Source organism: Salmonella sp. 5800 (assembly GCF_046558195.1).
In the GTDB taxonomy this organism is placed as follows: domain Bacteria; phylum Pseudomonadota; class Gammaproteobacteria; order Enterobacterales; family Enterobacteriaceae; genus Salmonella; species Salmonella enterica.
Window position 1 is genome coordinate 123304 of sequence record NZ_JBGDOX010000011.1, and the last position, 16566, is coordinate 139869.

Consider the following 16566-nt stretch of genomic DNA (forward strand, 5'->3'; position numbering starts at 1 on the left):
TCGCGCATAATCGCTCACTATTCGAAAATGAAACGTGATTTCGTGCGCCTTTCTGAACATTGGTCATAAAACTGTAACAATATGTGCTGTAATTCACATTAACGTGACGTATCTTTACTTAACATCGCGGCCACACTGGGAGCAGCGGGGTTGTGTGAACAAACTGCGGTGTTTACCTCTAAATAAAATACGGGCCACGGAGGCTACAATATGTTGAGTATTTTTAAACCAGCGCCGCATAAAGCGCGCTTGCCAGCGGCGGAGATTGATCCGACCTATCGCCGATTACGCTGGCAGATTTTCCTGGGGATATTCTTTGGCTATGCCGCGTATTATCTGGTGCGCAAGAACTTTGCCCTCGCGATGCCCTACCTGGTAGAACAGGGTTTTTCACGCGGCGATCTGGGCTTTGCGCTGTCCGGGATTTCCATCGCTTATGGTTTTTCGAAATTTATAATGGGTTCGGTGTCCGATCGCTCGAATCCGCGCGTTTTCCTGCCGGCAGGGTTGATTCTGGCCGCAGCAGTCATGTTGTTTATGGGCTTTGTACCGTGGGCGACATCCAGCATCGCCGTGATGTTTGTACTGTTGTTCCTTTGCGGCTGGTTCCAGGGGATGGGGTGGCCGCCGTGCGGACGTACGATGGTTCACTGGTGGTCGCAGAAAGAGCGCGGCGGCATTGTGTCGGTCTGGAACTGTGCGCATAACGTCGGCGGCGGGATCCCGCCACTGCTGTTCCTGCTGGGGATGGCGTGGTTTAACGACTGGAAAGCGGCGCTCTATATGCCAGCCTTTGGCGCGATTGTGGTGGCGCTGTTCGCTTTCGCAATGATGCGCGATACGCCGCAATCCTGCGGTCTGCCGCCTATCGAAGAGTATAAAAACGACTATCCGGACGACTACAACGAAAAAGCGGAAGAAGAGCTGACTGCGAAGCAGATCTTCATGCAGTACGTACTGCCGAACAAATTACTGTGGTATATCGCTATCGCCAACGTGTTCGTCTACCTGCTGCGCTACGGTATCCTCGACTGGTCGCCGACCTACCTGAAAGAAGTGAAGCATTTCGCACTGGATAAATCCTCCTGGGCCTACTTCCTGTATGAATACGCGGGTATTCCGGGCACGCTGCTGTGTGGCTGGATGTCGGATAAAGTCTTCCGCGGCAACCGTGGCGCGACCGGCGTGTTCTTTATGACCCTGGTGACTATCGCGACCATCGTTTACTGGATGAACCCGGCAGGAAACCCGAACGTTGATATGGCTTGTATGATTATCATCGGCTTCCTGATCTACGGCCCGGTAATGTTGATCGGTCTGCACGCGCTGGAACTGGCGCCGAAAAAAGCGGCGGGTACGGCGGCGGGCTTTACCGGTCTGTTTGGTTACCTGGGCGGTTCTGTCGCTGCAAGCGCCATTGTGGGTTATACCGTTGACTTCTTCGGTTGGGATGGCGGCTTTATGGTGATGATTGGCGGCAGCATTCTGGCGGTAATCCTGCTGGTGGTCGTGATGATTGGTGAAAAACGCCATCATGATGAGCTGCAGTTAAAACGCAACGGAGGCTAATAACATGAAAACCACACTGAAAAACCTTAGCGTGGCGTTAATGTTGGCAGGAATGACCATCGGAAGCGGCGCCGTGGCGGCTGAAAAAGTCGTTATCGCCCACCGTGGCGCCAGCGGTTATCTGCCGGAGCATACGCTACCGGCGAAAGCGATGGCGTATGCGCAAGGGGCAGATTATCTGGAACAGGATTTAGTGATGACAAAGGACGACCATCTGGTCGTCCTCCATGACCACTACCTTGACCGGGTGACTGACGTCGCTGACCGTTTTCCGGACCGGGCGCGTAAAGATGGGCGCTATTACGCTATCGATTTTACGCTGGATGAAATTAAATCCCTGAAGTTTACCGAAGGGTTTGATATTGAAAACGGCAAAAAAGTACAAACTTATCCGGGCCGTTTCCCGATGGGAAAATCTGATTTCCGCATTCATACCTTTGAAGAGGAAATTGAATTCGTTCAGGGATTAAATCACTCTACCGGTAAAAATATCGGTATTTATCCGGAAATTAAAGCGCCGTGGTTCCATCATCAGGAAGGGAAAGATATTGCCGCGAAAACGCTGGAAGTGCTGAAGAAGTATGGTTACACCGGCAAGCAGGACAATGTCTATTTGCAGTGTTTTGATGTCGCTGAGCTGAAACGTATTAAGAATGAACTGGAACCCAAAATGGGGATGGATCTCAATCTGGTTCAACTTATTGCGTATACCGACTGGAATGAAACACAGCAGAAACAGCCGGACGGTCGTTGGGTAAATTACAACTACGACTGGATGTTTAAGCCGGGCGCTATGAAGCAGGTGGCGGAATATGCGGACGGTATTGGTCCGGATTACCATATGCTGGTTGCGGAAGGCTCAACGAAAGGGAATATCAAGCTGACTGGAATGGTGCAAGACGCGCATCAGAATAAGATGGTAGTGCATCCTTACACTGTGCGTGCCGATCAATTGCCGGACTATGCCACAGACGTCAATCAGTTGTACGACATCCTGTATAACAAGGCGGGCGTCGACGGGCTGTTCACTGACTTCCCGGATAAGGCGGTCATGTTCCTGCAAAAAAATGACTAAAGGTTTGCCATAGTCGAAGTGACGCGCCGGATGAGGGCATAAACGCCTCATCCGGCCTGGCGCAACGTTTGCCAGCGTAAGTCTGGTAAACGCAATGCCATCAGGCGGGGTTGTTTTATAGCAACCCCTCATCGGTCAGTGTTTCCATACATTTTTGTAATAAAAATAGCGGACTTCCTTCTACCGGCGGTTCTTTTGCTAACAGGGAAATTTGTCGATAAAAGGTGGGTTCCAGCGCCACGGAGCATAATTTTCCTGTCGTGGCTTTTAAGGTTAATTCTGGCAATAAGGCGATACCTAATCCCTGGCGAATAAAATTCAGCGCAGTATCGGGATGGTTAAATTCATATTTAAATATCGGCTCAATACCCTTTTCTTTAAACAACGCCATAATGCTTAATTCATAACGACCTTTACTGACAATAAGTGGTTCGTCCATCAGTTCTTCGACCGTTACCGTACTATTGGCCGCCAGGGGATGATTTTCAGGCACCACTACGGTGAATTTATCCCGGTAAATGGGGACGCAATACATACCGTTGACCGGAAAAGGAACGAAACCGGCATCAATACTTCCGTCCTGCAGCGAATCAATAATAGCCGTACTGTTCTCTTCATAGGGGATAATTTTTACATTTGGATGATGGCTTTCAAAATAGCGAATGACGCCGGGTAAAATGCAGGCGCAGGCGCTGGGAAAACAGCCAATCCGTAGCGTACGGGCCGGGTTCTTTTTTTCTTGTTCGGCAATCTCTTTTACCGCGTTGACGTCGCGCTGGATCGCGCGTAAGTGCCTGACGATGCGGCTACCGGCGGCGGTAAGCTCAATCTCTTTACGACGCTCACGAATCAATATGTCAACGCCGAGCTCCTCCTCAAGCGCGGAGATGGCCTGGCTGACGGCGGATTGCGTCATGTATAGCCGTTTGCTGGCTTCGGTAAATCCGCCGTACTCCAGTACGGCAAGCAGGGCGTGGATTTGGGTTAGCGTCATTAGTAAAACCTAATCAATATGATTAAAACGATTAATTTTTCTAATAGAGTGCACTTGTTTATACTGTGATTCTATCGAATACATCACATTTTGACGCACCTGATAGGTGTTCAGTTGAGCTGAGCGTTGCCTGCGTGCGCCATCTGAACGGGTCGTTAAGAATGAAAGAAAAATTATGGACGAAGGATTTTTGGGCAATCACCATAGTCAGTTTTATTATCTTTTTTGTTTTTTATGTACTGCTAACTTTATTACCCATTTATATCGCTGACCGCCTGCATGCTTCTGCAGATAAGGCCGGGCTGTTAGTGACATGTTTCCTGGCCGCGGCAATTGTTATTCGGCCATTTGCCGGACAATGGGTGGGAAAATATTCGAATAAAAAGATTCTGGTGCTCTCTTCTCTGGCTTTTTTGGTGATTACCGCGCTGTATCCGGTTTGCCATTCTATCGAGTCGCTGCTCTTTATCCGCGTACTTCATGGGATTACGTTTGGTGTTATTACCACGGTAAAAGGAACTATTTCAGCGCGGTTAATTCCGGCCTCCCGACGTGGAGAGGGCATCAGCTTTTTCTCTTTAGCGATGGGCCTGGCGATGGTCGTCGGACCGTGGATCGGTTTGAATATGGCCCGCTGGAACGCGTTCACTGCCGCATTCTGGCTTTGTTCCGCTGTAGCGGCGTTAGGGATTGTGCTTTCCCTGATTGTGACGGTCCCTCCGGTAATTCGTCATGCCGATGGTTCGAAACCGAATCTGGGTTTTGCCGCGATGTTTGACCGCGCCGCCTTGCCTTTTGCGCTGGTCACCTTTTTTATGACTTTCTCCTATGCCGGCGTGTCGGCTTTCCTGGCGCTGTATGCGCGTGAGCTGGATTTAATGGCGGCGGCCAGTAATTTCCTGCTGTGCTACGCGATTTTCCTGATGATATGCCGTACCTTCACCGGGAATATTTGTGATAAAAAAGGGCCGAAATATGTTGTTTTCCCATGCCTGTTGGCTTTTACCATCGGTCTGGTGGCGCTGGGCTACACCAATGGCAGCATCATGATGATTATTTCCGGCGGTCTCATCGGTATCGGCTACGGTTCGGTCACGCCGGTTTTCCAGACGCAAATTATCAGCTCGGTTGAACCGCATAAAATCGGCGTGGCGAATTCACTGTTCTTTAACGCGATGGATGCCGGAATGGCGATTGGCGCCTTTATCATGGGAATGATGGTTGAGTCGGTTGGCTATCGTATGATTTATGTCGCTGGCGCGGTGCTGGTGGTACTCGCTGGCGCACTGTATGCCGTGCAGATGAAAAAACGTGGCGTGATGCCTTTGGTTTCCACCAGCGAGTTGCACTGAGTTACATCTCGATTTCGATATCGCCTTTTGCCCTGCAGCAGCAGGGCAAAATCTCTCCCGGCTGGATAAACGCTAAAGGTTCCGTAATCCAGTCAACCTGACCGGCAACCAGCCGGGTACGACAGGAGCCGCAATATCCTTCGCGGCACTGATACTCCACCTCAACGTTATGCGATTCCAGCGCGGCCAGCAGAGAAGGGTGTTCATCCTGGCACAGCAGCTGTGTGCCAGTGATACGCAGCGTGACGCGTCCCATCAGAGCTGGAAATTACTCAGATCGTCGGTATCGACTTCCGAATCGATTTGTCCGACCAGATAAGAGCTAACTTCCACTTCCTGTGGCGCGACCTGAACGTTATCGGACACCAGCCAGGTATTGATCCACGGGATTGGGTTGGAGCGGGTCTGGAACGGCAGATCCAGCCCTACCGCCTGCATACGAATATTAGTAATATATTCAACGTATTGACACAGGATATCTTTATTCAGGCCGATCATCGAACCGTCGCGGAACAGATAGTCCGCCCACTCTTTTTCCTGCTGCGCCGCCTGCACGAACAGGTCATAACATTCCTGTTTACACTCTTCGGCGATTTCCGCCATCTCCGGGTCGTCCACGCCGCTACGCAACAGGTTCAGCATATGTTGCGTGCCGGTCAGATGCAGAGCTTCGTCACGGGCGATCAGACGGATAATTTTGGCGTTGCCTTCCATCAGTTCACGCTCGGCAAATGCGAAAGAGCAGGCGAAGCTGACGTAGAAGCGAATGGCTTCCAGCGCGTTCACGCTCATCAGGCACAGATACAGTTTTTTCTTCAGCTCACGCAGATTCACGACAACCGTTTTGCCATTAACGGTATGGGTGCCTTCACCGAGCAGATGCCAGTAACTGGTCATCTCAATAAGTTCGTCGTAGTAGGCGGAGATCCCTTCGGCGCGCTTCTGAATTTGCTCATTGGTCACGATATCGTCAAAAACGACCGCCGGATCGTTGACGATGTTACGAATAATGTGGGTGTAGGATCGTGAGTGAATCGTCTCAGAAAACGCCCAGGTCTCTACCCACGTCTCCAGCTCCGGGATGGAAATGAGCGGCAGCAGGGCGACGTTCGGGCTACGTCCCTGAATGGAATCCAGCAGCGTCTGGTATTTGAGGTTGCTGATGAAGATATGTTTTTCGTGCTCCGGCAACGCCTGATAATCGATACGATCGCGGGAGACGTCGACCTCTTCCGGACGCCAGAAGAAAGAGAGCTGTTTTTCGATCAGTTTTTCGAAGATGTCATATTTCTGCTGGTCATAGCGTGCAACGTTGACCGGCTGGCCAAAGAACATGGGTTCCTTGAGCTGATCGTTTTTCGTCTGTGAAAAAGTGGTGTATGCCATTGAAGTGAATCCTTTATGGGATGAGCGCCGGATGGCGGCGCAAGCGCCTTATCCGGCCTACAAACCGTACAATCGTAGGCCGGGTAAGCATAGCGCTACCCGGCACTATTTATCAGATCTTACAAGCGCCGCTTTCGCAGCCATCGTCCTGAATAGAAGGCGCCAAATCGTCCTGCGCATCTTCCGCGCCGTCGCGGGTATTTTGATAGTACAGAGTTTTCACGCCAAACTTATACGCGGTGAGCAAATCTTTCAGCAGTTGCTGCATCGGCACTTTTCCTGACGGGAAACGTGACGGATCGTAGTTGGTATTGGCGGAAATCGACTGATCGATAAACTTCTGCATGATACCCACCAGTTGCAGATAACCGTCGTTGTTCGGCATCTCCCACAACAGTTCGTAAGCGTCTTTTAGATGCTCATAATCCGGCACGACCTGACGCAAAATACCGTCTTTCGAGGCCTTGATGCTGACGTAGCCGCGCGGCGGCTCAATGCCGTTAGTGGCGTTGGAGATCTGGGACGACGTTTCCGATGGCATTAGCGCCGATAGCGTGGAGTTACGCAGACCGTGGGTTTTGATCGACTCACGCAGCTGTTCCCAGTCGTAGTGCAGCGGTTCGTTGACGATCGCATCCAGATCTTTTTTGTAGGTGTCGATCGGCAAAATGCCTTTTGCATAGGTGGTTTCGTTGAACCATGGGCAGGCGCCTTGCTCTTTCGCCAGTTCGTTGGACGCTTTAAGCAGATAGTATTGAATGGCTTCGAAGGTTTTATGCGTCAGATTATTGGCGCTGCCGTCGGAATAACGTTTACCGTTTTTCGCCAGCCAGTAGGCGAAGTTAATCACGCCAATGCCCAGCGTACGACGGCCCATTGCGCCGCGTTTGGCAGCCGGAATCGGGTAATCCTGATAATCGAGCAGAGCATCCAAAGCGCGTACTGCCAGAATAGCCAGTTCTTCCAGCTCGTCCAGAGTTTTAATGGCGCCCAGGTTGAATGCAGACAGCGTACACAACGCAATTTCGCCGTTTTCATCGTTGACATCGTGCAGCGGTTTGGTCGGCAGGGCAATCTCCAGACACAGGTTAGACTGGCGTACCGGGGCGACAACCGGATCGAACGGACTGTGAGTATTGCAGTGGTCAACGTTCTGGATATAGATACGACCGGTAGAGGCGCGTTCCTGCATCATCAGCGAGAACAGTTCGACCGCTTTCACACGCTGTTTGCGGATGCTGTCGTCGTTTTCATATTTCACGTACAGGCGTTCGAATTCGTCCTGGTCGGCGAAGAACGCATCGTATAGTCCGGGTACATCAGACGGACTGAACAGCGTAATGTCGCCGCCCTTCAGCAGGCGGGTGTACATCAGTTTGTTGATCTGTACGCCGTAATCCATGTGACGTACGCGGTTGCCTTCCACGCCACGGTTGTTTTTCAGCACCAGCAGGCTTTCCACTTCCAGGTGCCACATCGGATAGAACAGTGTCGCCGCGCCGCCGCGCACGCCGCCCTGCGAGCAGGATTTCACCGCCGTCTGGAAGTGCTTGTAGAACGGGATGCAGCCGGTGTGGAACGCTTCGCCGCCACGAATCGGGCTGCCCAGCGCACGAATGCGTCCCGCGTTGATGCCGATACCGGCGCGCTGAGAAACGTATTTCACGATAGCGCTGGAGGTGGCGTTGATGGAATCCAGACTGTCGCCACACTCGATCAGTACGCAGGAGCTAAACTGACGGGTCGGGGTACGCACACCGGACATGATGGGCGTCGGCAGCGAGATTTTGAACGTAGAGACCGCATCGTAAAAACGTTTTACATAGTCAAGACGCGTTTCACGCGGGTAGTTCGAGAACAGGCAGGCCGCTACCAGAATGTAGAGGAACTGTGCGCTTTCATAGATTTCGCCGGTCACGCGGTTTTGCACCAGATATTTCCCTTCCAGCTGCTTAACGGCAGCGTAGGAGAAGGTCATATCGCGATCGTGAACGATAAACGAATCCATCTGCTTGAACTCTTCTTCCGTGTAGTCTTCCAGCAGATGATTGTCGTATTTGCCAAGCTCAACCATTTTTACCACATGGTGGTAAAGTGCGGGCGGCTCAAACTGGCCGAAGGCTTTCTTACGCAGGTGGAAAATCGCCAGACGCGCAGCCAGGTATTGATAATCCGGCGCATCGCGAGAGATCAGGTCTGCGGCGGCCTTAATGATAGTTTCATGGATATCGGAGGTCTTAATCCCATCATAAAACTGAATATGCGAGCGTAGCTCGACCTGAGAAACCGATACGTTATTCAGTCCTTCTGCCGCCCAATCAAGCACGCGATGAATTTTGTCGAGATTGATGCGCTCAGTACGGCCGTCACGCTTTGTCACCAGCAGACTCTGATTCATGTGGTTTTCTACCTGTTTACCTGTCCGTGAAAGAAAAATATCCCCCCGCTTATCCACAACGCCACGTTGTGACTAACTCTGTGGATAAATACTATATATAGGGGGTAATCGATAAGTGAAACGCTATATGGTGAGTATTCTAGTAGGGATTCTTTTGAGTACAAGAGTTGATTTTGGCGTTAAATTGCGGTTGCAAAAGCGTAAGAATCGCTAAATGCGCGTCTGATAAGGCCTGGAGAGGATGTCAACAATTCATAAAAAAAAATCAAAATTTGATCGAATGCTGATTTCTTCATCGAAGAGAAAGGTTGCGCCCGATGATCTAACGCAACCCTTATAGGAAAATTCTTTGATGTCAGGCTTTTTTAGCGCGGGTATGCAACATGTAGTTAACGTCTACTCCGGGAGCGAGTTTGAAAGTATTGGTTATCGGGTTGTAGTGCAGCCCGGTGATATGTTGCTCTTTCAGGACGGTTTCATCTACCCAGCTTAACAGTTCAGCAGGCTTAATGAATTTCTTCACGTCGTGCGTGCCTTTTGGCACCATGCGCAGAATATACTCAGCGCCTACGACCGCCATCAGCCAGGATTTCCCATTGCGGTTCAACGTTGAGAAGAACACCTCACCGCCGGGTTTAACCAGTTGGGCGCAGGCGTGGACGACCGATTGCGGATCGGGGACGTGCTCCAGCATTTCCATACAGGTGACGACGTCGTATTGCTGGGCGTGTTTTGCCGCATGTTCCTCAACCGTCTCCTGCACGTACTCTACCTCAATGCCGCTTTCCAGCGCATGCAGTTTGGCGACCTGCAAAGGCTCAAAGCCCATATCCAGCCCGGTGACGGTTGCGCCTTCGCGTGCCATACTTTCCGCCAGAATGCCGCCGCCGCATCCGACGTCGAGTACCTTTTTACCAAACAGGCCGCCTGAGCGCTCAGTAATGTAGCCAAGGCGTAGAGGGTTGATGCGATGCAATGGCTTGAATTCGCCCTCCAGATCCCACCAGCGCGACGCGACGGCTTCGAATTTGGCGATTTCATTATGGTCAACGTTGTGAGCTACCGACGGTTTTTCAGTGTTCATGAGTACATGAGATTCCGCTATTGATCTATCGGGGCAGTATAGCAGGTGCAAAGTCGCTGCGTTATATCTACTGCCGTCTTTATTACGCTTTCAGCGCAAGAAGTTTTCTTGCGCGTTCTGTAAAACCGCTACCGATGTGGTGCGTGATAAAATTACAGACGCCCTCGACGTTGTTGTTTTTTAACATATCCAAAATAGTGGCATGTCCACGGTTAGAGCTGGTGATATATTCAGCGGTAAAATCCAGTCTGTAGCGAATTGCCAATAAACGTGCTGAGATCAACAGGTGTGCTTGTGAAATGTATTTATTATCGGCATATTTCACAAAAACATAATGAAAATCATGATCCAGTTTGAGGTAAGCTTGCGTATCTCGCTCTGCATTAATTTTTGCTGACTTCGATAAAATATTGCTTAATTCGACTATGACATTGTTAGCATTTTTCTCCATCGCTTCACGAATTGCGCCCTGTTCAAGGATAACCCTCATTTTGATGAGATCATTGATATCCTCGTCGGTGACAGAAAAAACAAATGTCCCACTGCGGGGAATGATGTTGACCAGGTTTTCATTATAGCTCAGCCAAATAAAAGCTTCACGAATTGGTGTTTTACTTACCATCAGAATATTTGATAGTTCATTTTCACTGATCGCTTGCCCAAGATCGAAATCGCCATGGATAATCATCTCCCTTATTTTCTCTTTAATCACCTGGGTGATGGATTTGGGTATTTCAATTGATATGTGACTAAAGTCACGCTTTAATCTATTTTTCATTTTCTTCTCCTCCATGGTTAAACCCGGCTCCATTGTAATTAATTTATTCAAAATTAACGGATCTAATATATCAGATATAAGAAAATTTACATACTTTATTGTTGTTATTGTATATTTCATTAAGTTTGCTTGCTGATATATCAGATATGACACATTAGCTTTTGAATTGTATTGTTTTTTACGTAACATCGATTCCGGTCAATACCCTTATTCATTGAATCATAAAAGGTGATGCAAAATGAGTAGTCCACAAGAAAATTTATACGATGCAATTCGTATTGTAAAAAGGAAAATCATTCCTTTGGCCTTTATTCTTTACTTTTTTAACTATATGGATCGTGTCAATATTGGGTTTGCTGCATTACGCATGAATGAATCTCTCGGTATTACGCCTGAGGATTTCGCTAATATTTCTTCTATATTCTTCATATCATATTTAGTCTTTCAAATTCCGAGTAGCATTGGCTTGCAAAAGCTTGGTGCAAGAAAATGGATTAGTTCCATTATTATCGGCTGGGGAGCGGTAACTGGGCTGATTTTTTTTGCTAAAGATACTCAACATATTTTGCTGGCTCGCATTTTTTTGGGGGTATTTGAAGCTGGATTTTTCCCGGGCATGGTTTATTATCTTGCATGCTGGTTCCCGGCTCGTGAACGCGGAAAAGTCAATAGTTTCTTCATGTTATCTATTGCTGTAGCATCGGTATTGGCTGCACCGATGTCTGGTTGGATCATCGAGCATTTGAATACCCCGGATTATGAAGGCTGGCGCTGGCTTTTTGCTATTGAAGGTATCCCTACCGTATTCCTTGGCATCCTGACATTTTATTTACTGCCTGACAGTCCAGAAAAGGCTAAATGGCTTACGCCACAGCAGATATCGGCCTTAGTTAATAAATTACGCACTGACAATGAAACCGCAGCGGCATTAAATAAAAATACCAACTCATCCTTTCTTTCAGTAATCAAAAATCCAGTTTTGCTTCAGCTTTCTTTCGCCTACATGTTGATTCAGGCGGCTGCTCTGGCGGCAAACTACTGGTTGCCGGGGTTGGTGAAGGGATTTTCAGCTGATTTTACGGATACTGACGTTGGTTTAATCATGAGTATTCCGTTTATTTTCGCTATGTTCAGCATGCCCTGGTGGGGCTGGCATTCCGATAAAAAGAATGAACGAAAATGGCATGCTGCATTCCCCATGTTTCTGGCAGGCTGTGGTTTTCTGATGATTGCTCTTGTCCCCTCAATGTCGTTGAGAATGCTGGGGCTAACGTTCTATGGTGTTGGGATCCTCAGCTATTACGGACCTTACTGGGCGCTGCCTTCTGCATTATTGTCGCCGTCAGGGTTGGCTATCAGCATTGCGTTTATTAACTCATGTTCAAGTCTTGGCGGATTCCTGATTAATAAGTCACTGGGATTCGTTTCTACTCATTATGGTGCGACAGGAATATTTATTGTAGAGGCAATACTTTGCTTCGCTGCGGTAGCCGTTTTGGCGTTAATGAAAATTGATGTGAAAAAAGAAAAAAGCCAACAAACAAATGTTGTATCACGAACCTGATAAATGGAGAAATTATGAAAATTACGTCTATTGAAGTTTTTGACTGTGAATTAAAAAAAAGAGATCAAACGATGTCCTCCTATAATCCAGTACTTATCCGGGTGAATACCGACTCAGGATTAAGTGGTATTGGCGAAGTAGGACTGGCCTATGGCGCAGGCGCTAAAGCTGGCGTAGGGATCATCAGAGATCTGGCGCCATTGATTGTGGGTGAAGATCCACTAAATATCGAAAAAATTTGGGAGTTCTTTTTCAGAAAGACTTTTTGGGGGATGGGGGGCGGAAACGTTTTTTATGCCGGAATGAGCGCTATTGATATTGCTCTTTGGGATATCAAAGGTAAATATTTAGGTGTACCTGTTTATCAGCTCCTTGGCGGGAAAACTAATGAAAAATTAAGAACCTATGCTAGTCAGTTACAATTTGGTTGGGGGGATAAACGCCAGATATTAGTGACACCTGATGAATATGCTGAGGCGGCGCGTGCGGCTCTTGACGATGGATATGATGCGATTAAAGTGGATCCACTCGAAATCGATCGTAATGGCGATGACTGTGTTTTTCAGAATAAAAATCGTAACTATTCAGGATTGTTACTGGCCGATCAATTAAAAATGGGGGAAGCGCGAATTGCCGCTATGCGTGAAGCAATGGGGGATGATGCTGATATTATCGTGGAAATCCATTCTCTTCTCGGTACAAACTCAGCTATTCAATTTGCGAAGGCGATAGAAAAGTATCGTATCTTTCTTTATGAAGAACCGATTCATCCATTAAATTCTGATAATATGCAGAAAGTTTCCCGTTCAACAACGATTCCAATCGCCACTGGCGAGCGTTCCTACACAAGATGGGGATACAGGGAATTACTGGAGAAGCAGTCTATTGCCGTAGCGCAACCTGATTTGTGTCTCTGCGGCGGAATTACCGAAGGAAAGAAAATCTGTGACTATGCTAATATTTATGACACCACTGTACAGGTGCATGTTTGCGGCGGTCCTGTTTCCACGGTAGCCGCGCTGCATATGGAAACAGCAATTCCCAACTTTATTATTCATGAGCATCATACCAATGCGATGAAAGCATCTATTCGGGAACTTTGTACCCACGATTATCAGCCGGAAAATGGCTATTATGTCGCGCCGGAACAGCCCGGATTGGGTCAGGAATTAAACGATGAGGTAGTGAAAGAATACCTGGCCTATGTGATTAAATAGCATCTGGTGATACTGATTATGGTTTACGCCTCCTGGCATATCCCCTAAATAATTCGAGTTGTAGGATAAAACGGTTAACTGTCTTGAACAGCGCTTGCGCTAACCGCGACGGGGAGAGGCCCAGGGATGGGCCGAGTAACTCGCCGCCAACGCACATGAAACTTGAAGTATGACGGGTATACACGGGAGGTATTGATTTTCTAACCCAGGCCCCGATCTCCCCTGTGTCGCCTCTGAAGCCGATCGCCAATAAACGCCGAGACCACGCTTATAAATGAAGAGAGCATGCGGCACCCGAATAAAGCATTGTCTGGCTGCATTCCGTTTACCAGTACGTGGGCGAATGTGTTATAATTTGCGACCTTTGAATCCGGGATACAGTAGAGGGATAGCGGTTAGATGAGCGACCTTGCGAGAGAAATTACACCGGTCAACATTGAGGAAGAGCTGAAGAGCTCCTATCTGGATTATGCGATGTCGGTCATTGTTGGCCGTGCGCTGCCGGATGTCCGAGATGGCCTGAAGCCGGTACACCGTCGCGTACTTTACGCCATGAACGTATTGGGCAATGACTGGAACAAAGCCTATAAAAAATCTGCCCGTGTCGTTGGTGACGTAATCGGTAAATACCATCCCCACGGCGATTCCGCAGTGTATGACACCATCGTTCGTATGGCGCAGCCATTCTCGCTGCGTTACATGCTGGTGGATGGTCAGGGTAACTTCGGTTCTATTGACGGCGACTCCGCGGCGGCAATGCGTTATACGGAGATCCGTCTGGCGAAAATCGCCCACGAACTGATGGCCGATCTCGAAAAAGAGACGGTGGATTTCGTGGATAACTATGACGGTACGGAAAAAATTCCGGACGTCATGCCGACCAAAATTCCGAATCTGCTGGTGAACGGTTCTTCCGGTATCGCAGTAGGTATGGCGACGAATATCCCGCCGCACAACCTGACGGAAGTGATTAACGGCTGCCTGGCGTATATCGACAACGAAGACATCAGCATTGAAGGGCTGATGGAACATATTCCGGGTCCGGACTTCCCGACCGCCGCGATCATCAACGGTCGTCGTGGTATCGAAGAAGCCTACCGTACCGGTCGTGGCAAAGTGTACATTCGCGCCCGCGCGGAAGTTGAAGCTGACGCGAAAACGGGCCGTGAAACCATCATCGTCCATGAAATTCCCTATCAGGTGAACAAAGCGCGCCTGATCGAGAAAATCGCCGAGCTAGTGAAAGATAAACGCGTGGAAGGCATCAGCGCGCTGCGTGACGAATCCGACAAAGACGGGATGCGCATCGTGATTGAAGTGAAACGCGATGCGGTGGGCGAGGTGGTGCTTAATAATCTCTACTCCCAGACCCAGCTACAGGTTTCCTTCGGTATTAACATGGTGGCGCTGCATCACGGCCAGCCGAAGATCATGAACCTGAAAGATATCATTTCAGCGTTCGTGCGCCACCGCCGTGAAGTGGTGACGCGTCGGACTATTTTTGAACTGCGTAAAGCCCGTGACCGCGCGCATATCCTTGAAGCTCTGGCGATTGCGCTGGCCAACATCGACCCGATTATCGAACTGATTCGCCGCGCGCCAACGCCGGCGGAAGCAAAAGCGGCGCTGATTTCGCGTCCGTGGGACCTGGGCAACGTTGCTGCGATGCTGGAGCGCGCCGGTGATGACGCCGCGCGTCCGGAATGGCTGGAGCCAGAATTTGGCGTGCGTGACGGTCAGTACTACCTGACTGAGCAGCAGGCGCAGGCGATTCTGGATCTGCGGTTGCAGAAACTGACCGGCCTGGAGCATGAAAAACTGCTCGACGAATACAAAGAGTTGCTGGAGCAGATTGCTGAACTGCTGCACATTCTGGGCAGCGCCGATCGCCTGATGGAAGTGATCCGCGAAGAGATGGAGTTAATTCGCGATCAGTTCGGCGATGAGCGTCGTACCGAAATCACCGCCAACAGCGCCGATATTAATATCGAAGATCTGATTAGCCAGGAAGATGTTGTCGTGACGCTGTCTCACCAGGGTTACGTCAAATACCAACCGCTGACGGATTACGAAGCGCAACGTCGTGGTGGGAAAGGTAAATCTGCCGCGCGTATTAAAGAAGAAGACTTTATCGACCGCCTGCTGGTGGCCAACACCCATGACACTATCCTCTGCTTCTCCAGCCGGGGCCGTCTGTACTGGATGAAGGTCTATCAGTTGCCGGAAGCCAGCCGTGGCGCGCGCGGTCGTCCGATCGTTAACCTGCTGCCGCTGGAAGCCAACGAACGTATCACCGCGATTCTGCCGGTTCGTGAGTACGAAGAAGGCGTCAACGTCTTTATGGCGACCGCCAGCGGTACCGTGAAGAAAACGGCGCTGACCGAATTCAGCCGTCCGCGTTCCGCCGGTATTATCGCGGTGAACCTCAACGACGGCGACGAGCTGATTGGCGTTGACCTGACTTCTGGTTCTGACGAAGTCATGCTGTTCTCGGCTGCGGGTAAAGTGGTGCGCTTCAAAGAAGACGCCGTCCGTGCGATGGGGCGTACCGCGACCGGTGTGCGCGGTATTAAGCTGGCGGGAGACGATAAAGTAGTCTCTCTGATCATCCCACGCGGCGAAGGCGCTATTCTGACCGTAACGCAAAACGGCTACGGGAAGCGTACCGCAGCGGACGAGTACCCGACCAAGTCTCGTGCGACGCAGGGCGTTATCTCTATCAAAGTGACCGAGCGCAACGGTTCCGTTGTCGGTGCGGTACAGGTAGACGATTGCGACCAGATCATGATGATCACGGATGCCGGTACTCTGGTGCGTACCCGTGTGTCCGAGATCAGCGTAGTGGGACGTAATACCCAGGGCGTTATCCTTATCCGCACGGCGGAAGATGAAAACGTGGTGGGTCTGCAACGCGTTGCTGAACCGGTAGATGACGAAGAACTCGACGCTATCGACGGCAGCGTGGCGGAAGGGGATGAGGATATCGCCCCGGAAGCGGAAAGCGATGACGACGTTGCGGATGACGCTGACGAGTAATGTTATTACTGTGCGAGGGCCGGATATCCGGCCCTTTTTCTTTGCCGTTGCGGGCTACGTCATTTACCGCTACCTTAGTCACACTCTATTTACATCCTGAGGCGGAGCTTCGC

Annotated in this window: 12 protein-coding genes; 6 read left to right on the forward strand and 6 right to left on the reverse strand. The window is 49.8% G+C overall.

Annotation, left to right across the window (positions count from 1 at the left end; genetic code table 11):
* The first annotated feature begins 210 nt into the window (after nucleotides 1-210).
* Entirely contained in the window at nucleotides 211-1569 is a 1359-nt protein-coding gene (glpT, locus tag ACLJZ5_RS18800; protein WP_000948739.1) for a glycerol-3-phosphate transporter, read from the forward strand.
* Between the two features lie 4 nt (nucleotides 1570-1573).
* Nucleotides 1574-2644: a glycerophosphodiester phosphodiesterase gene (glpQ, locus tag ACLJZ5_RS18805; protein ID WP_000858952.1), complete on the forward strand. Its 1071-nt coding sequence runs from the start codon at nucleotides 1574-1576 to the stop codon at nucleotides 2642-2644.
* Between the two features lie 115 nt (nucleotides 2645-2759).
* Here glpQ and ACLJZ5_RS18810 read toward each other — a convergent pair whose 3' ends face one another.
* Nucleotides 2760-3638 carry a LysR family transcriptional regulator gene (locus ACLJZ5_RS18810; RefSeq protein WP_000176719.1) on the reverse strand — a complete coding sequence of 293 codons (879 nt, stop codon included), beginning with the start codon at nucleotides 3636-3638 and terminating at the stop codon, nucleotides 2760-2762.
* A 161-nt stretch (nucleotides 3639-3799) separates the two neighbouring features.
* Between ACLJZ5_RS18810 and ACLJZ5_RS18815 the strand changes: the two genes are divergently transcribed.
* Nucleotides 3800-4990 carry an MFS transporter gene (locus ACLJZ5_RS18815; protein ID WP_000660247.1) on the forward strand — a complete coding sequence of 397 codons (1191 nt, stop codon included), beginning with the start codon at nucleotides 3800-3802 and terminating at the stop codon, nucleotides 4988-4990.
* 1 nt (nucleotide 4991) lies between these two features.
* On the opposite strand, the gene yfaE is transcribed toward ACLJZ5_RS18815, so the two are convergent.
* The 5 genes from yfaE to ACLJZ5_RS18840 all read right to left on the reverse strand — a co-directional run bounded on the left by yfaE (nucleotide 4992) and on the right by ACLJZ5_RS18840 (nucleotide 10825).
* Nucleotides 4992-5246 (reverse strand): ferredoxin-like diferric-tyrosyl radical cofactor maintenance protein YfaE, encoded by a 255-nt coding sequence (gene yfaE, locus ACLJZ5_RS18820; protein ID WP_000533921.1) that lies wholly within the window; start codon nucleotides 5244-5246, stop codon nucleotides 4992-4994.
* Complete coding sequence (gene nrdB, locus ACLJZ5_RS18825; RefSeq protein ID WP_000332026.1) at nucleotides 5246-6376, reverse strand: class Ia ribonucleoside-diphosphate reductase subunit beta; 1131 nt, start codon at nucleotides 6374-6376, stop codon at nucleotides 5246-5248. The genes yfaE and nrdB overlap by 1 nt, the downstream gene beginning before the upstream one ends.
* 112 nt (nucleotides 6377-6488) lie before the next feature.
* Complete coding sequence (nrdA, locus tag ACLJZ5_RS18830; protein ID WP_001076491.1) at nucleotides 6489-8774, reverse strand: class 1a ribonucleoside-diphosphate reductase subunit alpha; 2286 nt, start codon at nucleotides 8772-8774, stop codon at nucleotides 6489-6491.
* 355 nt (nucleotides 8775-9129) lie between these two features.
* The gene (gene ubiG, locus ACLJZ5_RS18835; RefSeq protein ID WP_024798085.1) at nucleotides 9130-9858 is read right to left on the reverse strand and encodes a bifunctional 2-polyprenyl-6-hydroxyphenol methylase/3-demethylubiquinol 3-O-methyltransferase UbiG; all 729 of its coding nucleotides are present in this window, start codon (nucleotides 9856-9858) and stop codon (nucleotides 9130-9132) included.
* 82 nt (nucleotides 9859-9940) lie between these two features.
* A complete protein-coding gene (locus ACLJZ5_RS18840; protein WP_000944714.1) occupies nucleotides 9941-10825 on the reverse strand; it encodes a GntR family transcriptional regulator in 885 nt (294 codons plus the stop codon).
* Between the two features lie 49 nt (nucleotides 10826-10874).
* On the opposite strand from ACLJZ5_RS18840, the gene ACLJZ5_RS18845 reads away from it, so the two are divergent.
* The 3 genes from ACLJZ5_RS18845 to gyrA all read left to right on the forward strand — a co-directional run bounded on the left by ACLJZ5_RS18845 (nucleotide 10875) and on the right by gyrA (nucleotide 16453).
* Nucleotides 10875-12200, forward strand: coding sequence for an MFS transporter (locus ACLJZ5_RS18845; protein WP_024798086.1), 1326 nt, complete (start codon nucleotides 10875-10877; stop codon nucleotides 12198-12200).
* Between the two features lie 14 nt (nucleotides 12201-12214).
* Entirely contained in the window at nucleotides 12215-13417 is a 1203-nt protein-coding gene (locus ACLJZ5_RS18850) for a mandelate racemase/muconate lactonizing enzyme family protein (RefSeq protein ID WP_000705581.1), read from the forward strand.
* A 399-nt stretch (nucleotides 13418-13816) separates the two neighbouring features.
* A complete protein-coding gene (gene gyrA / locus ACLJZ5_RS18855) occupies nucleotides 13817-16453 on the forward strand; it encodes a DNA topoisomerase (ATP-hydrolyzing) subunit A (RefSeq protein ID WP_001281271.1) in 2637 nt (878 codons plus the stop codon).
* Nucleotides 16454-16566 lie beyond the last annotated feature (113 nt).